19 protein-coding genes and 1 pseudogene are annotated in these 22,622 nt (G+C 70.2%); 10 read left to right on the forward strand and 10 right to left on the reverse strand.

Annotated elements, in window-relative coordinates:
* Positions 1 to 653 (forward strand): hypothetical protein (locus ACFU3E_RS33065; protein WP_384166729.1); only part of this gene is annotated, 653 nt, incomplete at its 5' end.
* 212 nt (positions 654 to 865) lie between these two features.
* Here the strand turns inward: ACFU3E_RS33065 and ACFU3E_RS33070 are convergent.
* The 9 genes from ACFU3E_RS33070 to eccB form a co-directional block, all read right to left on the reverse strand.
* The gene (locus ACFU3E_RS33070) at positions 866 to 1,207 is read right to left on the reverse strand and encodes a DUF4333 domain-containing protein (protein ID WP_384166732.1); all 342 of its coding nucleotides are present in this window, start codon (positions 1,205 to 1,207) and stop codon (positions 866 to 868) included.
* Between the two features lie 81 nt (positions 1,208 to 1,288).
* Complete coding sequence (locus ACFU3E_RS33075; protein WP_384166735.1) at positions 1,289 to 1,591, reverse strand: WXG100 family type VII secretion target; 303 nt, start codon at positions 1,589 to 1,591, stop codon at positions 1,289 to 1,291.
* Between the two features lie 88 nt (positions 1,592 to 1,679).
* Positions 1,680 to 2,018: a WXG100 family type VII secretion target gene (locus ACFU3E_RS33080; protein WP_097221214.1), complete on the reverse strand. Its 339-nt coding sequence runs from the start codon at positions 2,016 to 2,018 to the stop codon at positions 1,680 to 1,682.
* Positions 2,019 to 2,111: 93 nt separating this feature from the next.
* Positions 2,112 to 3,209, reverse strand: a complete 1,098-nt coding sequence (locus tag ACFU3E_RS33085; RefSeq protein ID WP_384166817.1) for a S8 family serine peptidase — start codon at positions 3,207 to 3,209, stop codon at positions 2,112 to 2,114.
* 194 nt (positions 3,210 to 3,403) lie between these two features.
* Positions 3,404 to 5,083: a hypothetical protein gene (locus ACFU3E_RS33090; protein WP_384166738.1), complete on the reverse strand. Its 1,680-nt coding sequence runs from the start codon at positions 5,081 to 5,083 to the stop codon at positions 3,404 to 3,406.
* The gene (locus tag ACFU3E_RS33095; RefSeq protein ID WP_384166741.1) at positions 5,083 to 5,529 is read right to left on the reverse strand and encodes a hypothetical protein; all 447 of its coding nucleotides are present in this window, start codon (positions 5,527 to 5,529) and stop codon (positions 5,083 to 5,085) included. Before ACFU3E_RS33095 ends, ACFU3E_RS33090 begins: the two co-directional genes overlap by 1 nt.
* A 162-nt stretch (positions 5,530 to 5,691) precedes the next feature.
* Complete coding sequence (locus ACFU3E_RS33100) at positions 5,692 to 6,303, reverse strand: hypothetical protein (protein WP_384166744.1); 612 nt, start codon at positions 6,301 to 6,303, stop codon at positions 5,692 to 5,694.
* Entirely contained in the window at positions 6,291 to 7,565 is a 1,275-nt protein-coding gene (gene mycP / locus ACFU3E_RS33105) for a type VII secretion-associated serine protease mycosin (protein WP_384166747.1), read from the reverse strand. The genes ACFU3E_RS33100 and mycP overlap by 13 nt, the downstream gene beginning before the upstream one ends.
* Positions 7,566 to 7,576: 11 nt before the next feature.
* Positions 7,577 to 9,103 carry a type VII secretion protein EccB gene (eccB, locus tag ACFU3E_RS33110; RefSeq protein ID WP_384166750.1) on the reverse strand — a complete coding sequence of 509 codons (1,527 nt, stop codon included), beginning with the start codon at positions 9,101 to 9,103 and terminating at the stop codon, positions 7,577 to 7,579.
* Between the two features lie 198 nt (positions 9,104 to 9,301).
* On the opposite strand from eccB, the gene eccE reads away from it, so the two are divergent.
* The 9 genes and pseudogenes from eccE (at position 9,302) to ACFU3E_RS33155 (ending at position 21,804) form a co-directional block, all read left to right on the forward strand.
* Positions 9,302 to 10,618, forward strand: a complete 1,317-nt coding sequence (gene eccE, locus ACFU3E_RS33115) for a type VII secretion protein EccE (protein ID WP_384166753.1) — start codon at positions 9,302 to 9,304, stop codon at positions 10,616 to 10,618.
* The gene (locus ACFU3E_RS33120) at positions 10,615 to 11,403 is read left to right on the forward strand and encodes a hypothetical protein (RefSeq protein WP_384166756.1); all 789 of its coding nucleotides are present in this window, start codon (positions 10,615 to 10,617) and stop codon (positions 11,401 to 11,403) included. The genes eccE and ACFU3E_RS33120 overlap by 4 nt, the downstream gene beginning before the upstream one ends.
* Before the next feature lie 313 nt (positions 11,404 to 11,716).
* Positions 11,717 to 11,878 (forward strand): annotated as a pseudogene (locus ACFU3E_RS33125) (SCO5717 family growth-regulating ATPase); the annotation flags it as partial.
* 693 nt (positions 11,879 to 12,571) lie between these two features.
* Entirely contained in the window at positions 12,572 to 15,595 is a 3,024-nt protein-coding gene (locus ACFU3E_RS33130) for an AAA family ATPase (protein ID WP_384166819.1), read from the forward strand.
* Positions 15,596 to 15,891: 296 nt separating this feature from the next.
* On the forward strand, positions 15,892 to 17,745 hold the full coding sequence (locus ACFU3E_RS33135; RefSeq protein ID WP_384166760.1) for an ABC transporter substrate-binding protein: 1,854 nt from the start codon (positions 15,892 to 15,894) through the stop codon (positions 17,743 to 17,745).
* Between the two features lie 18 nt (positions 17,746 to 17,763).
* Complete coding sequence (locus tag ACFU3E_RS33140; RefSeq protein ID WP_384166763.1) at positions 17,764 to 18,810, forward strand: ABC transporter permease; 1,047 nt, start codon at positions 17,764 to 17,766, stop codon at positions 18,808 to 18,810.
* On the forward strand, positions 18,807 to 19,718 hold the full coding sequence (locus ACFU3E_RS33145) for an ABC transporter permease (protein WP_384166766.1): 912 nt from the start codon (positions 18,807 to 18,809) through the stop codon (positions 19,716 to 19,718). Before ACFU3E_RS33140 ends, ACFU3E_RS33145 begins: the two co-directional genes overlap by 4 nt.
* Positions 19,715 to 20,806 (forward strand): ABC transporter ATP-binding protein, encoded by a 1,092-nt coding sequence (locus ACFU3E_RS33150; RefSeq protein ID WP_384166769.1) that lies wholly within the window; start codon positions 19,715 to 19,717, stop codon positions 20,804 to 20,806. The genes ACFU3E_RS33145 and ACFU3E_RS33150 overlap by 4 nt, the downstream gene beginning before the upstream one ends.
* The gene (locus ACFU3E_RS33155) at positions 20,803 to 21,804 is read left to right on the forward strand and encodes an oligopeptide/dipeptide ABC transporter ATP-binding protein (protein WP_384166772.1); all 1,002 of its coding nucleotides are present in this window, start codon (positions 20,803 to 20,805) and stop codon (positions 21,802 to 21,804) included. Before ACFU3E_RS33150 ends, ACFU3E_RS33155 begins: the two co-directional genes overlap by 4 nt.
* Positions 21,805 to 21,851: 47 nt before the next feature.
* Here ACFU3E_RS33155 and ACFU3E_RS33160 read toward each other — a convergent pair whose 3' ends face one another.
* Complete coding sequence (locus ACFU3E_RS33160) at positions 21,852 to 22,562, reverse strand: NAD(P)-dependent oxidoreductase (RefSeq protein WP_384166775.1); 711 nt, start codon at positions 22,560 to 22,562, stop codon at positions 21,852 to 21,854.
* Positions 22,563 to 22,622: the final 60 nt, after the last annotated feature.

Consider the following 22,622-nt stretch of genomic DNA (forward strand, 5'->3'; position numbering starts at 1 on the left):
GGGGCCTCGCTCGTTGCGCTTCACGGACCGTCACCCGATCGGTGGCCCGCTCGAAGAAGCTCACTGTTCTCGTCGGCTGCGGTGAAGGCGCAGACGAAGACTCGCCCCTCAGTGCGCAGGAAGCAACCTCGGTGCTGCCAGGGGGTAAGGCCGTTTCAGGATGGGATGTTGCGGCCGCCCCTTCGGCCTACGTGCAAAAGAAGGCCCTTGAATTCGGTCTAACCTCTTGCTACACGAAGGCATCCTGCGAGAATGTCCGCTTCGCGGGACGGTCTGTGTTCATGAAGGCACAAAAGCCCGGGATCACATTTTCGATCCTGACCTACCAGGACGCAGAGACTGCGCAGTTGGCCTACACCTCAGTATGGGAGGCTTGGAATGGCCGCGTCCCTAAGGCCAAGAGAGTGAACCTCGGAAAGATTGGGGACCGCAACAACGCCGTGACCGGGCTGGATGTCTCAGGTGTCCCCGGGTCGAAGTCTGTGCTCTCACAAGTGCGAGTTGGCAGCGTCATCTTGCTGACGCATGGTGCGGCAGCGCCGAAGGTCGAGTTGTCGGATTCCCTGATAGGTAGATGCGCCACAGCCTTCGCCGAACGTGCTCAGCAGGCACAAGACGGCGAGACGCCGTCGGCTGGCCTTGAGAGCGGCTGACACGGCAGCTGTAGTTCTTGATCGTCTGCCTGTCCATGCCGGTCAGTGCGGCTGCCAGGGCATGCACCTGATCGAGTAGCCGTGCAAACGAATTCTTTCGTCGGTACCCTGAGTGAAGCCGTGTGGCCACTGCCGCTGCACCACGCGGCGAGACGCCACCATGAAGAGAGGCGCAGGGGTCAGTTCGGAGCCGGGGAAGCCGTGTTGTCGGCCTAAAAGTCGAAGTTGATCTGGTCCCCCTCTACGGAGGACACCTTGACCGTTACACCCAAGGTGCTGCCGTCGTCCGCTGTGAGCTTGCACCTGGTGGTGGTCCCGACCTTGCCGGCGAGGTCCTCGGGACAGGTAATGTGCGGCTTTGGCTGGCCCGTTGTGGCGGCGGGCTTTTCGGCGAGTATGGTGGCCAGCTTGTCCGAAGACATTTTCGCCGTCGACCCGATGTTGACCGAAGCCGAGCAGCCGACAAGCAGCACGCTGGCGGCTACGGCCGGAAGGATCCAGATCGCTGCTGACGACCGCGTCGTAGCCGTGAAGAACTCCGATCTTGAGGTCATGACAGGAAGACGCAGGAAGCAGACAGCGCAGGGTGGGCACCTCCCGTGCGTGCCCACCCTGCGTCCGCAGACTACGAACTCCTACTGGAAGTAGCTGGCGCCCTTCAGGTCGCCGCCTCGGTAGTCACCGCCGGCGGTGTGGACTCGCTGCGAGATGTTGACCAGCGCCTGGTGGATGCCCCGCGCGTGCGAGTCCCACTGCTTGGACTTCTTCTGGAACTCCTCGTACGCTTCGCCGCCCCAGCCCGCGGACACGTTGAGCACGGCCTGCTTCAGGGCCTCGAGGTCCTCCTCGAGCTTCTTTGCCTGATTGCCGAGCTCGGTGGCGAGCGCATCCATGGTGCCGTATGTGACGGCGAGTTCGTCGTAGTGGACTCCGGACATGTTTCCCTCGTTTCTGTGCAGATTTCAGCCGGACTGCGCAGCCCGGACCGCGGTGCGGCTCGCTGCCGCCGATAGCTCGTCAGTAGCCTCAGTAGCTGTTGAGCGCCGAAGTCTTTCCACCGAGATCGTCCACCGAGATCTGCTTGAGGTCGGCTTCGATCTGGTCTTCGAGGTTGCGCTTGTCGGTCTTGTTCAGGTTGATGCCCTCGAGGAAGTCGTCGAGCATCTTGCCGATCGCGACCATGTGCTGGTTGATTTCCGTCTGCTTCGTGTTGAACGCCTGGGCGCCCTGTCCCCTCCAGGCCTTCTCGATCATGTCGATCGTGCCCTGCAGCTTCGCGAGCGATCCCCTGATGTTGTCGTATCGATCGACGACCTCGGTCTGAAGCCTCTGTACGTCGCCTTCATTAAGCTTGCGGTCGACCATTTCGGCACTCCCCTTCGTAAGAGCTGTGGTTCGATTCCGAGCGCGTCACCGCGCCGGAGAGGTCGTGTGTGACCGGTTGACGTGTGTGAGTCGTCATACTTTTCGCCGCGAGCGGATCACCGCGAAGGCACCGCCCCCGATTACCACGGCCGCCCCTGCGGCTCCGAGAGCGACCCACATCGTGGTGTTGTCGGACGACTCCGAGGTCGATCCTGCCGCCGAAGTCTGGCCGCCAGAAGTGTTCTTGGGGGCCTGTGACGAGGTTGATGCGGGAGCGGAAGGTGAGGCGGTGACGCCCGTGACGCCGGTTCCGTTTTCGAAGCTGAGGGGGTCGGTGGAGGCCGAACCCGAGTTGATGTCGCTGTTCTCCAGCACCTTGCGGGGGCGGACGGCGCCGTAGCCGAGGTAGTTACTCCGCTCGCCCTTCGCCCAGGTGCGGCCAGCTGTATCGATCATGGTGCGCAGGACCTGATTCGCCGTCCAGTCGGGGTGGGCGGCCCAGATGAGGGCGGCTGAGGCGGAGGCGATGGCAGTGGCCATACTCGTGCCTCGTCCATCGCAGTAAGAGCGAAATGTGGCGTCGCACCACGTGGGCACATTGAGACCAGGAGCTGACAGATCGACATAGTTGCCGTACTCCGAGAATTCACCCACTTTCCCCTTGTCGTCTGCGGCAGCCACCCCGACCACGTAGGGGTAGGCCGCAGGGTAGTCGATGCGGTTCTTGGATTCGGCATCGTTGCCGGTGCTGGCAAACATCAACTTGCCCTTGGAGTGGGCGTACTTAATTGCCTTCTCCTCGTCCGGGTCGATGAAGCGACCGCCGTAGGACATGTTGATGATCTGAGCGTCGCTGTCCGCAGCCGCCTTGATCGCATCCGCCGCGGAGGGGGTCTTCTTCTTGTCTGTCTCGTTCTTCACACCGTTGACGAGCATCCGAATGGGGATGATCTTCGCCCCGGGGGCCAAGCCCTGCATACCCTCTCCGGCACCAGTCCCGGCAATCAATTCCGCCATGCTGGTGCCGTGGCCGTCATAGTCCTCGCTAGCGTTGTACGAGACTGCATCCGGTAGCTCGTCCCCGAGCACTTGACCCTTCAGGGAAGGTGTATCGGGATTCACGCCGGTGTCCAGCACGGCAACTTTGACGCCTTTGCCGGTGCTGATCTTCCACATGTCTTCGGCGTGCATCGCGTTCAAGTACCACTGCTTCGACGGGACGTCTGCGGCGGCCGCACTCGGAGCCAGCCCCGAAGACATGACTGCGAAAGCACCGAGTGCCGCGCACGCGGTAGACACCCGTCTTCCGGCACGTCCTGCGAAGAACGCCGTCAATCCGCCACGTGGGCTGGTCCCTGTCATGCCTCTGTAGATCCTCGCTCTGATCAGTCAGTCACTGGTGGCGTGTCGCGTCGCGGGGTCTCCGGTGGAGACTCACCCTCACGATCCCTGCGGTTCGTGTTTCGTCGACTTCCCGTGCGGCCGTGCGGCGCGCCTGCGCCGCTGCCGGCCGGTCCACCGCTTCTCCCGCCTGGGGCTCGCCCCTTGGGCGTACCGACGACGCCGTCAGCATTGCCCGCGGCTGGACGCGCAGTCTGGCCCGGACGAGCGCCAGGGGCAGAGTTCGGCGCCCCGATCACTCCGCGCTGCCCGATTTGGCCGGCGGGCGCACGGGAACTGGTGTTGCCGCCGGTGCCGACGACCGTACCGCGCGGGACCTTGGAACCGGTCGCCCCTTGAGGACCTGTGGCGGGTCTTCCTCCGACAATTCCATTACCGCGCGCCGCACCTGTGGAACTCGCACCGCCCGCGCGGTCGCTCGCCGGTCCCCCGACGGTGCGTGGCATTCCGCCGGAGACACCTCGGCCCATGGGGGAAGCGCTGCCACCTCGAGCACCTGACTGCCCCGTGTTGGTGGCGTGCCCCATCGGGCCGGTCGTACCGCGACCGCCGACGGTGCCGCTCGAAGCGCCTGTACGACCCTGAGCCGAGATCGGGGCCCTGTTGCCGTTCGCTCCGCCGAAGCCCGAGGTGCGGCCGGCCAACCCGCTCTGGGCAGGTGGAACCGTGCCGGAGGGAAAGGGTGGGGTGATCCCACCATTGCTGCTCGGACCCGTCACCGTATGTGGCGCATTGGTAAGCGGCCTTGTGGTTTCCTGGGGCGGCAGGGTGCCTACGCTGTCGATCCTCGTGCCAACGTTCCCATCCTGCGCAATGGCCAAGTCGTCCACTTTCCTCAGCGGCGGCGTGGTGTCTCCCGAACGCGGGTGTTCTGATCCCCTGTTCGGAGTGTCATGTCCGGCAACCGTGGACTCACGGACGGCCGCAAGTCCACCGGAGCTTTGCGCTTCCCCAGCCTCGTGGGGGGCCCTGTAGTTCGGATCCGGCTTAGGCACCCCCACATCCGGCATAGGCTCGAACGTCGGCGGCTCCTGGGCCGCCATGATCTCTTCCGACACCGCGTAGAAGGACGCCAGCCGGTTCATCTGGTTGATCGCCTCTTGGCGGTCCTTCTCGGCCTTGACCGCAGCTGCGTACTCCGCGTTGCTCTCGATTTGCTTGGGCGTCGGAATGTCCGCGACCGCCTTGGGGTCCTCTCGGGTGTCGCGGGGCGGCATGGCGCTGCGGACGGAGGCGAGGCCCGTGGCCGCTGCCGTGACCTGGGTGCCGGCGGCGTCGGCGAAGGCGGCGAGTTTGCGGGCATGGATGACGAGATTGGCGCCCCATTTGCGGAAGGCCTCGCCCGACTCGCCTTCCCAGTCGACCCGGGTGATGTGGCCTTCGAGTTCCTCGGCGGCCTCTTCGATGGCGGTCTGGGCGTTCAGCAGGGCGGTGCCCGCAAGTTCCAAGTCCTCTGGTTTTGCGGACTCGACCATGTCGATCATGGCGTTCAGGGCGTGGCCCTCGAAGTTCGTCTTGCCGAAGACACGGGGGACCTTCCAGCCGAAGGGGAGGAGCTGGGCCACCCCCGTCGCACCGTTCACCGTGTCGATGAAGTCGACCTGCGCCGCGGCCTGCTCCCGCTCCGCCTGGTGTGATTCCTGGGGCTTCTGCTTGTCGCTCACTAGTAGGTGACCGTCCGCTCGTCGTTGCTCTTCGGCGCGGACGCGCCCTGCTTCGCAGCCTCCGCCGCTTCCCTCTCCTGCTTCGCTTCCAGCTGCTGACGGCCGATATCAGTCGTGATCTCCCAGAACCGCCGCCGCTCTTCCTCGTCGATGTTGCTGAAGTTTCCGCCCGCGCCCATGACGGCGATCTGCATCGCCTCGATCTGAAGACCCAGGTTCTTGGAGAGTGCGGTGAGGCGTTCATGGACGCGCTCGTACTGGCTGTGGAGGCCCTTGGCCTCGGCGAAGCCGCCCGCGCCGCTGAAGGAGGCCTCGGAGAGGGCGTGCGCTGCGATCTTCTGCGGGCTGCCGGGTGAGCCCTCGAATGTGGAGAGCACGGCATCGACACGCTTCTTGAAGGTTCCCAGCGCCTCCAAGCCGACTTTGAAACCCTCCGCAGGCAGCATGCCTTCCCTCCCCGTTCCCCGTTTGTCAAGTCGTTGAGCGGTGCACAGGTGATCACCCGCTCGGCACACTCGATCACCACTCTAGTCAACGTGTGTGGCGCAACCAACTGAACTTCGTGGTATGTGAGTTACCAGGGGGACCAGACCGGCCGAGCCACGAAGTCAGCAACCCCCCTCATGCGTCGTCACGGCGAAGTCGTACGAAGGGACCGTCACCGTCCCCTGACCTCCCGCGATTCCCGGCGGCTCATAGTCCCCGTCCTTCGACCGGGTGCGTGTGACCTGCATACAGAAGGCCGAGTCACCGCCGGTGACCGTGTAACGCGCCTCGGAGGGCGTATTCGAGTCGGCGGGTGTCGCATTCACGCCGTACTGCGGGGCGTCGCCGCCGCCGTGCTCGACGACCTCCTGCTCGATCTTTGTCGCGTATTCGTCGATCCAGCCGGTGTCGTTGTCCTCGGCATAGATGTCGCCGAAACCGGAACTGCCGTCCAAGGCATCCGTGGCGCCCTGCACCGCAGTCGTCAACTCGGCGTCGTCCCACGTCGTGTCATCGGAGACATTGAAGCCCTGCACGCACAGGTAGATGCCGATGCCGGCCAGGGCGACGAACACGACGCGAGCGGCGATGAAGGAGGCGTCGGACAGTTCTTCGGCCGACGGGTTGATGCCGGCGCGCCACGCCCGGACGCGGTCCGCCTTGACGCAGGCCATGGCCAGCAGCACGGCGGACAGGATGAGGCCGAGGACATTCAGTTCGGTCAGCGCGTCCATGGTCCGCCGCCCTCCACCCGTCGCTTCTGCCTGCGTCGCGCGTCCCGGAGCGCCACCGCCGTGCCGCCCATCCCCGCGACGAGGACCACCGCGCCCACGGCCACGTAGGTGGCGAGGCGGGCGTTGCGTTCCTCGGCGGTTTCGCCGATCTGGAACTTGGCCGGGGTGGGGGCTTCCGGTCTGCCCAGGCCTGCTTGGGGGTTGGGGGACTCAATGGGGTGTTCGTCCTGCGTCAGGGCTCGTACGGGGTCGACCACTCCCCAGCCGACCAGACGGTCGTGGCCCGCGGTGGTGCGCTCCGCGGTCTGCTCGATCTGGGCGACGATCTGCCGGGCCGTCCAGTCGGGGTGTTTCGCCTTGATCAGCGCCGCGAGGCCGGCGACGTACGGCGCCGAGAAGCTCGTACCGTTGTCGGAGCAGTGGCCGCCCTTGGGGACGGTGGAGATCATGTCGACACCGGGGGCGGCGACGCCGACGAACTCGCCGGACTGGGAGAAGGCGGCGCGCTCGTTGTTGCGGTCCGAGGCGGCGACGGCGAGGACGCCCTCGTAGGAAGCCGGGTAGGTCTCCTTGACGTTGCCGCCGAGGCCGTCGTTGCCCGCTGAGGCCACGACCACGATCTTCCGGGCCAGGGCCTCGTTGATCGCCAGCGCCAGATCGGACGTCGACTCCATCGGCTTCGTGGTGTCCTGGGAGATGTTGATGACGTCGGCCCCGGCCTGGACGGCGTAGCGGATCGCTTTGGTCAGGGTGCCGACGTCGCCGTTGCCCTCCGCGTCGTTCTGCTGGATCGGGATGATCGTCGCGTCGGGGGCGAGACCCACGAAGCCGGTGCCCTTGACGGGCCGGGCCGCGATGATGCCGGCGACCTTGGTGCCGTGGCCGACCGTGTCCGTGGTGCCGTTCTCCTTGCCCCGCTCGATCGGGTTGCCGTCGTCGTCCCTGAGGTTCTCGGGCAGGAAGTTGCGGCCGCTCTTCACGTCGACCGCGTCGGTGAGCTGGGGATTCGTCACGTCGACGCCGGTGTCGATCACCGCCACCCGCATGCCCTTGCCCGTGGACTGGCTCCACAGTTCGTCCAGGAGGACGCGCTGCAGGGACCAGGGGCGGCCCGGGTACTTGCCGTTGGGGAACGCGCACTGGTCCGAGTACGGCAGGTCGGCCGCCGCCGCCGGGGGTGCGAGGACGACGGGGGCGGTCGTGAGCAGGGTCGCCGCCGTCACCGCGGTCGCCCTGTGGAGGAAGGAGGGCAGGTGTGGCATGTCCGGACCCCTCAGGAACCCTGCGGCTGGCGTGCCGCCGTCGTCGACAGGCGTGGGCCGGTGGGCAGGAACTCCGACCAGGCGGCGGGGATCGGCGCGGGGTCCACGTCCTTGTAGCCGAGCCGGGTCTGGGCCTGCTGGGCCTCCTGCCGGGCCTGCCGGCGGTCCTTGGCCGTCGTACCGATGCCGGCGTCGTCCGTGCCGCTGTCGGCGTTGGACTGCAGGACGTAGCGCAGGCCGGTGTCGGTGACGAGGAAGACGGGGCCGGCCTTGGTCTCCCTGCCCTGGAACTGGCGGTAGAGCTGGCCGGAGCCGGGCGTGACGTAGGCGCTGGAGGAGCCGGTGGGGAGCTTGGCCGGGAAATCCGTGCCGGCCCAGGTGCTCAGGGTCGTGGCTCCCGAGCCGGCGTTGACGCCGCGCAGGACGTTGCAGACGGTGCCGCGGCTTCCTGCGGTGCCGGAGGCATCGTTGACGGGCTGGGGGTCCTCGGTGGGCCAGCGGTGTTCGGTGCCGAACGGCTTGCCGGGGACGATCGCACCGGGGCTCATGTCCTTGGCTCCACCGGCCTGGCCGAGGGAGGCCAGGTCCTCGCTGAACAACAGAAGCTGGGCGACGAAGGCCGAGACGGGGGCGACCCTGCCGGGCAACACCACGTAGTACTGGTCGCTGTTGAGGTCGGATGCCTTGAGGACCATGCCGACCTTGTTGGTCTTGTCGTCCAGTTGGCCTGGGGCGTCGGCCGCGACACCGATCTGGTCGGGGATCTTCGGGAAGGAGATCGGGTCGCCGGTGTGCAGGGTCTCCAGCCACTCGTGGGAGACCTTCTGCGGCTTGCGTCCGGAGCCGACGACGGCGCGCAGCAGCAGTTCGTTGCTCTTGTCGACGGGGTACGAGCGTCCGCTCGCGTCCACCACGTAGTGCTTCCCGTCGGGGGCCACGACGTAGAGCAGTTGCCCGCCTGTCAGTTTCTCGCCCTTGCCCTCGGTCGCCTTCACGTCGCGGGAGGCGAGGACCAGGGCCGCCTTCTGGATGGACTCCCCGCCCGCGCTGGGGCGTTCGCAGACCGCCCAGCGCTTCTCGCCGCCCGCCTCGGCCGCCGAGGGGAGACGGTCGGGCGCGTAGGGGATGCCGATGGTGGCTCCGTGGGGGATCTTGCCGTTGTCGAGGACGGACTCGGCGACGGTCACCACATCGCCCTGGCCTTCGTTGAGGAGCAGCTTCGCGGAGGCCATGTTGAGGACCGGGTGCAGCTGGACCTGTTTGCCGGTCTTCAGGACGACGTAGCGCGTGGTCGAGTCGCTGGCGACGATCACCTTGGCGTTGGGCTCGTCCCAGCCCTTGGGTGCGGTGGGCTTGAACATGCCCCAGGCCCCGAAGACGGCCATGACGACCACACCCACGATGGCGCCGGGGATGACCGCGCGCAGTGGACGAGGCGCTCCCTCCTCCGAACCGTCGGGCGACGACTGCAGGAAGGCCGCGAGCATGCGGCGCTTCGCGAAGGTGTAGGCATTGAGCTGGTCGCGCCGAGATGCCATCTCTGCTTGTCTCTCCCCGTGTTCAGATGTGCCGCGCTCGCCCGGTGTGTCATGGCCGACCGCCCCGGTGTCAGAGCGGCCCTCTACTATGCCTGGTGTCCGCGGGGACTTGTGGAGCGGGTAGGGTGCCCGGGCCTTCAGGGCACGGTGCGGTGCTGAAACACCAGTGAGTGCTCAGCAGAACGGGGGGATGGAGTGATGGCTTCCGGAACGCGCGCCCGGTCCCGTGACCGATCGCGGACACGGGGTGCTTCGGCGTCCGGGCAGGGACCGGCACAGCGGCCGGCCTCGCCGGGCGCGCTCCACTCAAGGGTGCGTTCGGGTCAGGTCGGGGCATTCCGGTTGCAACGCCTTGTCCTGTTCGAGGTCGCGGCGGCCATCGTGCTCGTCGGGTGGGTGATCGATCCTGTGGCCGTGGTGCCTGCGGCTGTCCTCGCCGGCTGTCTGGTGCTGCTCTCCTTCCTCCGTCGCCGCGGGCGTTCCCTGCCCGAATGGCTGGCCACGGCTCAGGCGTTGCGTGCACGGCAGCGGCGGGCCGCGAGTACGCCGATACCGGAGGGCACGGAGCCGGGGCTGGCGCCGGCCGTGGAGTGCGACCCGAGTCTGCGGACGTACACGTACAGCGGCCGCGACCGCCGACCCGTCGGAATCGTCGGGGACGGTACGTTCGTCACCGCGGTCCTGCATGTCGAGGCCGACGCCACCGCGCTGCGGGCCGAGCGGAACAAACAGCCGTTGCCGCTCTCTCTGGTGCACGACGCCTTGGAGGTGGACGGTATCCGGCTGGAGTCGGCGCAGGTCGTGCTCCACACCCAGCCCGCGCCCGCGATCCATCTGCCCCGGCAGTCCGTGGCAGTCGCCAACTACGCGCCCCTGCAGGAGCAGACGGGTGCGCCGGCCGTGCGCATCACGTGGATCGCGTTGAAGCTCGATCCGGAGCTGTGCGCGGATGCGGTGGCCGCGCGCGGGGGCGGCCTGGTCGGAGCGCAGAAGTGCGTCGTGCGTGCCGCCGATCATCTCGCGAGCCGACTCACCGGATCCGGATTCCGGGCGACCCTTCTCGACGAGGAGCAGCTGACCTCCGCCATCGCCACGTCGGCCTGCGCCAACCCGCTGGTGACGGCGGAGGCCGGGCGGGCGGACACGCGGGAGCGGCGGACCGAGGAGTCGGGCCGGAACTGGCGCTGCGACAACCGCAGACACACCACGTACTGGATCCGTCGGTGGCCCGCCCTGGGTGGGGAGAGGGCTCCGTCGCTGCCGCAGCTCGTCGCGCTGGTGACGGCCGTCCCCACCCTCGCCACCACCTTCAGCCTCACGCTCAGGCGGGGGGAGCGGAAGGAGGTGTCCGTCTGCGGGCACCTGCGGGTGACCGGGCGCAGCGACGACGAACTCGTCGCCGCCCGGCGCGCGGTGCAGGCTGCGGCCCGGCACACGGGCATGGGGCTCGCCCGACTCGACCGGGAACAGGTACCCGGCATGCTCGCCACTCTGCCCCTCGGAGGTGTCCGGTGACGGCGGCTGCCCCGCGCGTAGGACAGGCGGCGGCCACCGGACGGGGCGAGCCGCAGACCTCAGCCCCGGAGCGGGCGCGCGAACTGCTGCGCCGCGGCTTCGGCTTGATCGGCCCGAGGCACCCGCGGCACTCCGTGACCGTCGACCAACTGGACACCCTCGCCCTGCCCGTGGCCGACGACGGCGTCGTCATCGGTGTGGACGCGGAGAACCGGCCCGCGGTACTCGGGCTCAATCGGCCGCTGCCGTACGACGTCGTGCTCATCGGCGGGCTGTGGACCGTGCAGGTCATCGCGCTCAGGGCGGCGGCTACGGGGACGCGGGTCGCCGTGGAGACGGCGCGGGCGCAGGTCTGGATGCCGATGGTGCACGCCATGGGGGGCGGTCAGAACGGGATGGCCGTGTACGACGTCGGGCGGGTGCCGCCGCTGGGTGCCTCGGCCGGTACGCCGGTGCTGGTGGTGCGGGACTGCGGGATGCGGCCGCCTCGCGGTCGCGTGGTCTCCGGGCCCTGGCAGTCGGTGCTGACCCTGTTGCCGTACGTCAGTCCTGTCGCTCCGCGGCTCGTGCGGCAGGCGCGGCTGGTCGGGATTCAGCGGGTGTCGCCCGACGAGGCCGCGGAACTGGGCCGCACGATGGCGCTCACCCGGGCCGAAACGGACTCCCTGCCGGGGCTCTCCGACGGCCTCACCCTGTGGTGTACCGACCGCGATCGGCAGTACGCGATGACACAGCCCACGGACGCGGAGACCGGGTTGTTGGGTACGCCACGTCGGATGGACTGACGGGCCTGGCAGGGAAACCGTTCGCAGCACCCGGTTTGTCAATGGTTGCGCCAGCAATTACGTCGCATTTGCCTGGATTTCGAGGCCCGGCGTTGCCGTGGAGGGGCAGACGGGCCTGCCGGGGCGGGGCTTGTGGTGATTAGGCTGGGACGGGGCTCGACGTCCAGACCCCGTGGAGTAGGCGTCGGCGTCCCCGGGGGAAGGCGGGGAGCCTGTGGAGCGGACGACCCCGGACGACCTCGATACGCCGCAAACGACTTCGCACCGACTTCGCACGACGTCGGACGACAAGCAAGGGTCGCCCCAGCACGGCATGAGCGTGCTCGACCACACCAGGAGGAACACTGTGAGCAGCGATCGGGACGGGATCCGCGGGGGCTGGGCGACACCCGGCGATGACCAGCCCGACGCGGAGTCCGCAGCAGAGGTGACGGGCGAGTTCACCATCGACTACGCGCCGCCCGCCTGGTACACGCAGAACGCCTCGGGGAGTTCGTCCTCGGGGCAGGGGGCGGGGGCGGCCGAGGACTCCGGTGCTTCCGGTGCTCCTGCGGGGGCCGGCGGGACCGGGGCACCCAAGGGGCCGGTGCCGCCGTTGCCGGGACTGACTCCGCCGCCGCACGCGATTCCTTCCGGTGGGCAGCCGTCCGTCCCAGGGCCGGGCTCCGCCCCTGCTCCGGCTCCGGCTCCGGCTCCGGCTCCGGCTCCCGCTCCGGCTCCGGCTCCGGCTCCGGCTCCGGGGGCGCCTTTCACGCCGCCGGCGCCGCCGCCCGGTCCTGGCGCTCCGTTCACGCCTCCCGCGCCTGCGCCTTCGTCATCGCCGGGTGCGCCGTTCACGCCGCCGGCATCCGCTTCCGGTGCCGGGGGGCCGGCCGGCGTGCCCAGGCTTCCCATGGGGTTCGAGCCTCAGGGGGCGCAGCAGCACAGCGCGGAGCAGGAGGCGCCTGCGGCGGACCCCTCCTCGCCTACGGCTGTGCCCGACATCCCCGTAGGTGGCTACCAGGCGCCGTGGACGCCGCCGGCTCCGCCGGTAGCCCCGGCCGTTCCCGAAGCTCCGGCGACTCCCCCTGCCACCCCTGAGGCTCCGGCCACTCCCGAAGCTCCGGCTGCTCCGGCTGTCGGCGACGCCGAGGAGCCGGGGACAGGTGACGTGGAGAGCGGCGCCACCATGCGCTTCTCCGCCGTCGCCCTGAAGCGGGAGATCGAGGAGCGTGCCGCCGCGGAGGCGGATTCCACGCCCGGCGCCGCCGACGTCCCGGAGGCGGAGGGCGCCGAGAGGGCCGGTGACGGTGACGGTGCCCTCACCGATGACGTGGAGGAAGACGGCCCCGGTGCGGAGGTCGACGACGGCTCGGACGCGGTCTCGGAGTACGCGCTGGACGCGGACGCCTTCGCCGACGTGCCGGAGGCCGAGGAGCCCGAGGCGGAGGTCACGCGGCCGGTAGCCGAGGACGTGGCACCGGAGGTCACCGAGCCGCAGGTTGCCACGCCCGAGGACACCCCGTCCGAAGAAACCGATGTCAGGGCCCCCGAGCCCGGCCACGCCGGGGCCGGGGACACCGGGGCCGGGGACGTGAAGGCAGAGGACTCCGAGTCCGGGCATGCCGAGTCCGGGGATGCCAAGGAAGAGGACGTCCAGCCCGAAGACGCCCAGCCGGCGGCCGACCAGCCTGTGGACGCCGTACCGGCCGGGGCTGAGGGCCGGCATGAGGACGCGGAGGCCGGTGCTGCCGAGCCGAATGACGCGCTCCCCGCCGACCGCGCGCTCGCGCAGAGTGAGCAGGAGGGCGCCGTACCGGCCGCCCCGGCCGCCCTCGATGCCTCGCAGAGCCCACCCTCGGACTCGACTCCCCCGCCTCCGCAGGGCGTGCCGCCGCTGCCGCCGTCGTACCAGCCGGCCGCCCCGGCGCCCGCGAGCCAGTGGCCCGCACAGCAGCAGCCTCAGCCGCAGGCGCAGCCCGCGGACCCTAACGCGGCCGCGCAGCCCACGGCAGCGCAGGGGCAGCCGCCGGTCCCGCCGCAGCCCTCGGTTCCGGCCCAGCAGCCGCCGTTCCGGCCGCAGGCGCCGCAGCCCGCGCCTGCCGCATGGAACCAGCAGGCCGCACCGACGCCGCCGAACCAGCCGCCCGCCCAGCCCGTACCGCAGCCCGGCGGCTACGGCTTCCCGCACCCGGGCGCTCAGCCTCCGGCCGCGCCGACCGCCCAGGGCGGCTACGGCTTCCCGCACCCCGGTGCCCCGGCCCCGGCCGCACAGCCCCCGGCACAGCAGCCGGACGGCCCGCAGGCACCCCCCGCCCAAGGCGGCTACGGCTTCCCGCGGCAGAGTGCCCCCGCCCCGGCAGCCCAGCAGCCTCCGGCCCAGCACCCCGGCCCTCTGCCCTCCTCCGCGCCGACCCCGCAGGACGGCTACGGCTTCCCACAGCCGGGCGTCCCCGCTCCTGCCGCACCCGCCCCCCAGGGCGCGTACGGCTTCCCGCACGCCGGCGCTCCCAACGCCCAAGGCGGCTACGGATTCCCCCAGCCCCCCGCCCAGCAGCCCCACCAGCCCCAGCCCGGCGTCCCCGCGCAAGCACAGCCGCAGCCCGAGGCCCAGCCTCCGCACGCCGGGCAGCACGAGCAGCAGCCGGGTCAGCCGGCCCATCCGGGGCAGCCCCCGCACCCCGGGCAGCCCCAGCAGCCCGTCGACCCCCGTACCGGTGCCGCCTGGCCGCAGCCCATGCAGCACGACCAGCGGCAGCCGACCAACCCGGGGGCCGCGCCGCTCGGTTACACCGCTGCCGTGGAGCTGTCGTCCGACCGGCTGCTCAACAGCAAGAAGCAGAAGGCGAAGAGCAGCCGTCCGGCGGCCGGTGGCGGTCGGTTCAAGATCGGTGGCAAGAAGGAGGAGGCCGAGCGGCAGCGGAAGCTGGACCTGATCCGCACGCCGGTACTGTCCTGCTACCGCATCGCGGTGATCAGCCTCAAGGGTGGTGTCGGCAAGACGACCACGACCACCGCGCTCGGCTCCACGCTCGCCACCGAGCGGCAGGACAAGATCCTCGCGATCGACGCCAACCCGGACGCGGGCACCCTCGGGCGCCGGGTGCGGCGGGAGACCGGGGCCACCATCCGTGACCTCGTGCAGGCGATCCCGTACCTCAACTCGTACATGGACATCCGGCGGTTCACGTCCCAGGCACCTTCCGGCCTGGAGATCATCGCCAACGACGTCGACCCGGCCGTGTCCACGACCTTCAACGACGAGGACTACCGGCGCGCGATCGACGTGCTGGGCAAGCAGTACCCGGTGATCCTCACCGACTCCGGTACCGGCCTGCTCTACAGCGCCATGCGCGGTGTGCTGGACCTCGCCGACCAGCTCATCATCATCTCGACGCCGTCCGTGGACGGGGCGAGCAGTGCGAGCACGACGCTGGACTGGCTGTCCGCGCACGGGTACGCCGACCTCGTCTCGCGGTCCCTCACCGTCATCTCCGGGGTGCGCGAGACCGGCAAGATGATCAAGGTCGAGGACATCGTGTCGCACTTCGAGACGCGCTGCCGGGGCGTCATCGTCGTGCCCTTCGACGAGCATCTCGCCGCCGGTGCCGAGGTCGACCTCGACATGATGCGGCCGAAGGTGCGGGAGGCGTACTTCAACCTCGCGACGATGGTCGCCGAGGACTTCGTCCGTCATCAGCAGTCGCACGGCCTGTGGACCTCCGACGGCAACCCGCCGCCGGTCGCGGCCCCGCCGCTGCCCGGTCAGGCCATGCCGGGTCAGGCCATGCCCGGTCAGGCCATGCCGGGTCAGCCCGCGCCCGGCCAGCCCTACGCCCAGCCGGGGCAGCCCCCGCACCCCGGGCAGCAGCAGCCGGCACCCGGCCAGCCGGGTCCGTACCCGCAGCAGCCACAGCAGCCGCTGCCCGGCCAGCCGTACGCCCAGCCCGGGCAGCCGTATCCGCAGCCGGGCCAGCCGTACGCCCAGCCGGCCCCGCCCGGTCAGCCGTACCCGCAGGCCGCGGGTCAGCCGCCCTACCCGCAGCCGGGACAACCGGGTCAGCCGGGACAACAGCCCGCCCAGCCTCCGGCCGCTCCCCCGCAGCCGGGCTACGGCTACCCCCAGCCCGGTCAGCCCGGCTACCCGGCTCAGCCCGACGGGCAGGCCCCGCCGCCCCCGCCTCCGCCTCAGCCTCAGCCTCCGACGCAGTAATCCCCTCACCCGATCGGCCCCTTTCGAGGGGCCGATCCCCTTCGGGCCCGCGCCGTTCCGACTCGGCGCGGGCCTCGGCGCGTTCAGGGGTGAATTCCGTTGCCAGGCCCTGGCCAGGGGCGCGTCAGTGGTCTCGACCAATGGGTGCGGAAAGCTCGCCAATTCGTTATTTCCGCAGGCCACAAGGGGTGAACACGCCGTTGACGGGTGGAGACGGCCGCTGGTACACACACATCACGCATCTGACAGCTGATCAACCCGTCCTTCCCGTCCGAGCGATGACGCGAGGTCCGACCATGGGCACGATCGATCAGAAACGCAGCCTCCTGCACGGCCTCCGGCTCGCCGCCCTGGCCGGGGCGGCCGCGCTCACCCTCACCGCCGGTCTCGCGACCCCGCTCGACCCGGCGCCCCAGCAGGCCCGGGCGGCCGACGACGGCAAGAAGGTGCTGACCGTCGCCGTGGCGCAGAGCGTGGACTCGCTCAGCCCGTTCCTGGCGGTCCGGCTGCTCAGCACGAGCATCCACCGGCTCATGTACGAGTACCTGACCAACTACGACCCCAAGGACAACCACGCCATCGCGGGCCTGGCCACCAAGTGGGAGCCGTCGCCGGACAAGCTGACCTGGACGTACACGATCCGCGACAACTCCACGTGGTCGGACGGGCAGCAGGCCACCGCCGAGGACGCGGCGTGGACGTTCAACAAGATGATGACCGACACCGGCGCGGCCACGGCGAACGGCAGCTACGTCGGGAACTTCCGCAAGGTGACGGCCCCGAGCCCCACCGAGCTGGTCATCGAGTTGAAGAAGCCGCAGGCCACGATGGCCGCGCTGGACGTGCCGATCGTGCCGAAGCACGTGTGGGAAAAGGTCTCGGACTTCTCCGAGTTCAACAACGACAAGAGCTTCCCCGTCGTGGGGAACGGACCGTTCGTGCTGAGCGGCTACAAGGCCGACAGCTACGTCCGGCTCAAGGCCAACAAGAGCTTCTGGCGCGGGTCACCGAAGTTCGACGAGCTGGTCTTCCGCTACTACAAGGACCAGGACGCGGCCGTCTCGGCGCTGCGCAAGGGCGAGGTGTCGTTCGTCGCCGGGTCCCCGTCCCTGACGCCCGCTCAGGCGGAGTCCCTGGAGGGCGCGGACAACATCCAGGTCAACGACGCCCCCGGCCGCCGTTTCTACGCGCTCGCCACCAACCCCGGCGCGAAGGCGAAGAACGGCGAGAAGTTCGGTGACGGCCATCCCTCCCTGCTGGACCAGCGGGTGCGCAACGCTCTGTTCCGCGCCGTCGACCGCGAGGCGATCATCGACAAGGTGTTCCGGGGCCACGCCGTCGAGGGCGAGGGCTACATCCCGCCGCGCTTCCAGGACTACTTCTGGAAGCCGTCCGCACGCCAGAAGCTGGCGTACGACCCGGCCGAGGCGGCCCGGCTGCTCGACCAGGCGGGGTACGAGAAGAACGGCGACGGCAAGCGCGTCGGCAAGGACGGCAAGCCGATCACCTACCGCGTGCTGTGCCACGCCACCGACCCGAACGACAAGGCGGTCGGCAAGTACCTCCAGGAGTGGTGGGGCAAGCTCGGCATCGGCGTCCGGCTCAACTGCCTGGACAACGTGACCGACCCGTGGCTGGCCGGCACGTACGACCTGGCGTTCGACGGCTGGTCGGTCAACCCCGACCCGGACTTCGTGCTGTCCATCCACACCTGCGGGGCCCTTCCGGCGACCCCCGAGGAGACCGGCGCGACGGACAACTTCATCTGCGACAAGAAGTACGACGAGCTCTACGCCCGTCAGCTCACCGAGTACGACCCCGCCAAACGGGCGGACATCGTCAAGCAGATGGAGTCGCGGCTGTACGACCTCGGGTACATGAACGTCATGGCGTATCCGAACGCGGTCGAGGCCTTCCGGACGGACCAGATCAAGTCGATCACGACCATGCCGGCGAAGGCGGGCAACATCTACGGCCAGGACGGCTACTGGAGCTGGTGGTCGGCCGTCCCGGCGGACTCCGGCGGGACGTCGGACAGCGCGTCGTCGACCGGGGTCGTGGTCGCGATCGTCGCCGGTGTCGTCGTCCTCGCCGGGCTCGGCGGTTTCGCCGCCATGCGGCGGCGGGCCACCGCCGAGGAACGCGAGTAGGGCGGCGAGCGGGTACTCATGACCGCTGACGCGACCCCCGCGCTGGTCGAGGACAAGCAGAGGGCGCCCGGGCCGCGGGTACGCAAGAGCTCCGCGTACCCGCGGTACCTGGCGGGCAAGGTGGCCGGTGCCGCGGTATCGCTGCTGGCCGTGCTCGTGACCAGCTTCTTCCTCTTCCGGCTGATCCCGGGCGACCCGGTGAAGACCATGACGGGCGGCCGTCAGGTCTCGGCGGAGCAGCTGGCCGCCTACCGCGAGGAGTTCGGGCTCGATCTGCCGCTGTGGCGGCAGTTCACGGACTACTGCGGCAAGGCCCTCTCGGGCGACTTCGGGACGTCGTACCAGTTCCGCGCCCCCGTCGTCGACAAGATCATCGAGGCGCTGCCGAACACCCTGCTCCTCACCGGCACCGCGTTCGTGCTCTACACGCTGCTGGGCGTCTTCCTGGGCACCCGGTCGGCGTGGCGGCACGGCAAGCTCGGCGACCGCTTCAACACGGGTCTCGCGCTGACGCTGTACTCCATCCCGTCCTTCTGGCTGGGACTGCTGCTGATCGTCGTGCTGTCGGTGGGCATCGGCCCGCTGCCCGGCGTGTTCCCGACCGGCGGCATGGAGTCGGGCGGCGAGGAGGGCTTCGCGTACGTCCTCGACGTGGCGCACCACCTGGTGCTGCCGGTGGTGACGCTGGTGGCCGTGGAATACGGGCAGACGCTGCTGGTCACACGGTCGGCGCTGCTGGACGAGATGGGCAGCGACTATCTGACGACCGCGCGGGCCAAGGGGCTGCGCGACGACCTCGTACGCCGCCGGCACGCCGTGCCGAACGCGCTGCTGCCGACCGTGACGCTGATCTTCATCAACCTCGGCCGGACGGTGGCGGGCGTGATTCTCGTGGAGACGGTGTTCTCCTGGCCGGGGCTCGGCGGGCTGTTCTACCAGGCGCTGAGTGTGCCCGATCTGCCGCTCGTGCAGGGGCTGTTCTTCGTGTTCGCCGCCGCGGTGATCCTGATGAACACCCTCGCCGACCTGGTCTATCCGCTGCTGGACCCCCGGGTGGCCCGATGACGACGACCGAGACGGCCCCGAGCCCGCGCACCCTCGCCCGGCAGCGGCGCAGGGCGTCCGTCGCGCGCTTCTGGCGGCAGTACCGCTCCGAACGGGCGGGGCTGTACGGCCTGACCGCGCTCTCGCTGTGCGCGCTGCTGGCGCTGTTCGCACCGCTGTTCGTCGGTTCCGACGTGAGCAGCGTGACGGACGCGCCGGGGCGCCCGATGCAGAGCCCGAGCGCCGAGTTCCCGCTCGGCACCGACCAGTTCGGCCGGGACCTGCTGGGCCTGGTGATCTGGGGTGCGCGGGTGTCACTGCTGGTCGGGCTGCTCGCCGCCGTGCTGTCGGTGGCGATCGGCACCCTGATCGGGGTGACGGCGGGGCACTTCAAGGGCTGGTGCGCGACGGTGATGATGCGGATCACCGACTGGTTCCTGGTCATGCCGACGCTGGTGCTCGCGATCGCCCTGGCGACCGTGATGTCCCGCTCGCTGACCACGACCGTCGTAGCCATCGGCGTGACCACCTGGCCCACCACCGCCCGGCTGGTGCGCGCGCAGACTCTCGCCGTGGAGACCCGGCCGTACATCGAGCGGGCCGAGGCGCTCGGCGGCGGCCACTGGCACATCATGTCCCGGCACGTCCTGCCCAACGTGATGCCGCTGGTGCTGGCCCAGACGACGCTGATCATCTCCTCGGCCATCCTCGCCGAGGCGACGCTCGCCTTCCTGGGCCTCGGCGACCCCACGGTCGTGTCGTGGGGCGGGCTGCTCCAGGACGCTCGCGAGGCGGGCGCGGTCAGTGCCGGGGACTGGTGGTACCTGGTGCCGCCGGGCATCGCCATCGCCGTGGTGGCGCTGGCGTTCACACTGTGCGGGCGGGCCGTGGAGTCCGTCCTCAACCCCAGGCTGGGGGTGTCGCGTTGAGTCTGCTCGACGTCAGGAACCTGACGGTGACGTACGCGGGCGGGGCCGCCGCCGTGCGCGGGGTGGACCTGCGTCTGGAGGCGGGCCGGAAGCTCGGCCTCGCCGGGGAGTCCGGCTGCGGCAAGTCCACGCTGGCGCTGGCCCTGCTGCGGCTGCTGCCGGCGGGCACCCGGATCACCGGGGAGGTGCTCCTCGACGGCGAGGACGTACTGACCATGAAGTGGGGCCGGGTCCGGGCGGTCCGCTGGGCCGGGGCCTCCGTCGTCTTCCAGGGGGCGATGCACTCCCTCAACGCCGTGCACCGGATCGGCGACCAGATCGCCGAGCCGATCCTGCTGCACAGGAAGGCCACCGCCGCCGGGGCGAAGCGGAAGACCGGCGAACTGCTGGAGCAGGTCGGCCTCCCCGCGGCCCGCGCGCAGGCCTACCCGCACGAGCTGTCCGGCGGCCAGCGCCAGCGCGTCATGATCGCCATGGCACTGGCCTGCGACCCGCGGCTGGTCATCGCCGACGAGCCGACCACCGCGCTCGACGTGATGATCCAGGCCCAGATCCTCCGGCTCATCGAGCAGCTGGTCGCGGACCAGGACCTCGGCCTGATCATGATCAGCCACGACCTGGCGGTCCTCGCCGACACCTGCGACCGGCTCGCGGTGATGTACGCGGGCCGGGTGGTCGAGGAGGGCCCCGCTCAGCAGGTGTACGAGGACGCCCGGCACCCGTACGCCCGGGCCCTGTCGGCCGCGTTCCCGCGCGTCGGCGACCCGTCGTCCCGGTTCGCTCCGCGGGGACTGGCGGGCGATCCGCCGGACCCGGCCGCGCTGCCGTCCGGCTGCACGTTCCATCCGCGCTGTCCGGTGGCGCTCGAGTCGTGCGCCGAGGAGGACCCGGCACTGCGGGCGGCGGGGCCGGAGCGCCGGGCGGCGTGTGTGCTGGTGGGCCCGCCGGGAGCCGAGCCCCGCGAGGAACGGACCGGGCGGGAACCGGAGGCCCGCGAGGAACGTACGGCACGGGAGCCGGAGGCCCGTGAGGAGCGGCCGGCCGGGGAACCGGAGGCCCTGGAGGAAGCGAGGCCCGGCACGCCATGACCACGTCCCCCACGGCCCCCGAGGTCACCACGGCCCCGCTGCTGAGCGCCCAGGGGCTCCACGTCACCTTCCCCGGACGGCACGGCGGGCCCCGGGCCCGCGCGGTGGACGGCGTGGACCTCGGCATCCGGCCCGGCGAGATCGTCGCGCTGGTCGGCGAGTCCGGCTGCGGCAAGACGACCCTGGCGCGCGCTCTGCTGGGCCTGGTCGAGCCGACCGCGGGCCGGGTCACCTTCGACGGCCGCCCCCTGAACTACTCCGGCCGGTCCCTCAAGGCGTACCGCAAGCGCGTCCAGCTGGTCCTCCAGGACCCGAGCGGCTCGCTCAACCCCCGGCACACGGTGTACGACGCGGTCGCCGAGGGCCTGCGCATCCACGGCCACGGCGGCGACGAACGGACAGCGGTCGCCGAGGCGCTGTCCCGGGCGGGCCTGCGCCCCCCGGAGCGCTTCTTCCTGCGCTACCCGCACGAGCTGTCCGGCGGACAGCGCCAGCGGGTCGTCATCGCGGGCGCGCTCGTCCTGGAACCCGAACTCCTCGTCGCCGACGAGCCGGTTGCGTCCCTGGACGCCTCCGTACGCGGCGAGATCCTCGCCCTGCTGCTGCGGCTGCGCGCCGAGCTCGGCCTGTCCGCCCTGGTCGTCACGCACGACCTGGGCCTCGCCTGGAACATCGCCGACCGGGTCGCCGTGATGTACCTGGGCCGGATCGTCGAGACGGGCGCGGTGGAACAGGTGCTGACGGCTCCTCGGCACCCCTACACCCAGGCCCTGTTGTCCGTGCTCCCGGAGGCCCCGGGAGACCCGGTGATCCTCACGGGCGAGCCCCCGGACCCGTCGCGTGTGCCGCCGGGGTGCCGCTTCCACGCCCGCTGCCAGGTGCTGGCGAGCGGTGAGGCGGACCGGGCGGGCGTCGCGGGCGCGTGCCGTGGTCAGGATCCGGAGATCCTAGACGGCGGCGGCACGGCACAGGTGGCATGCCACTGGGCGACGCGCTGAAGCGAGGCCGAGCGGGGTGCGGGTGCCCCGGGCGTGGCGTCGCCCGGCTAGGCGTGAGGCTTCCCGGCGTGGGCGAGGGCGCCGGGGGTCCGGCAGCCGACGATCGCCGGGGCCTCCTGGACGAGCGTGTCGTCGGTGAGCGCTTCCACCATGAACAGCGCGAAGTCCACCCGGCGCGTCAGGTTGCCGGCCAGGACCGGGTCGCCGACATGCCGGCTCCACACGGGCAGGCCCTGGCTCTCGCCCTCCTCCAGGCTGCTGCCGCGCACCACGGTCCACCGGGTGTCGCTGGCGAACACCCGCCGGCACGCCTCGACCTGGTCGTCGATCTCGACGGCGCGGACGAGCTTGCCCAGTACGGCGGCGACCCGGACGCCCAGGGTGAACATCCGTGAGTACGAGTCCTTGCCGTCGCGTGTGATGTGCCAGCCGCAGGAGAAGACCAGGCGCGCGCCCGGCCGTGCGTGGTCGAGCACCGCCTGCGCGGTGCCCGACGCGTACTGCCGCACCCCCCACGGCACCAGCACCGTCAGCACCCCGTCGCACCCGGCGACCGCCTGCCGGATCACCTCCGGGTCGTCGGTGGGCCCGGGGACGATGGTCATCCGGCCCTCGAACGCGGCCAGCTTCGGCACGCTGCGTTCCCGGCACACTCCGACCACCTCGTAGCCGCGCTCCAGCGCGTGCCTGACCATGTACTGCCCGAGCTTCCCCGAAGCCCCGATGATGCAGACCTTCTTCACGCGATCCGTGTCCATGGCGCAGCCCCTTCGCCGGAATGTCTACCTTATGTTGTAAGGCAAGCTAGCCTTATGCCG

This window comes from Streptomyces sp. NPDC057424 (genome assembly GCF_042803315.1).
Lineage (GTDB): Bacteria > Actinomycetota > Actinomycetes > Streptomycetales > Streptomycetaceae > Streptomyces.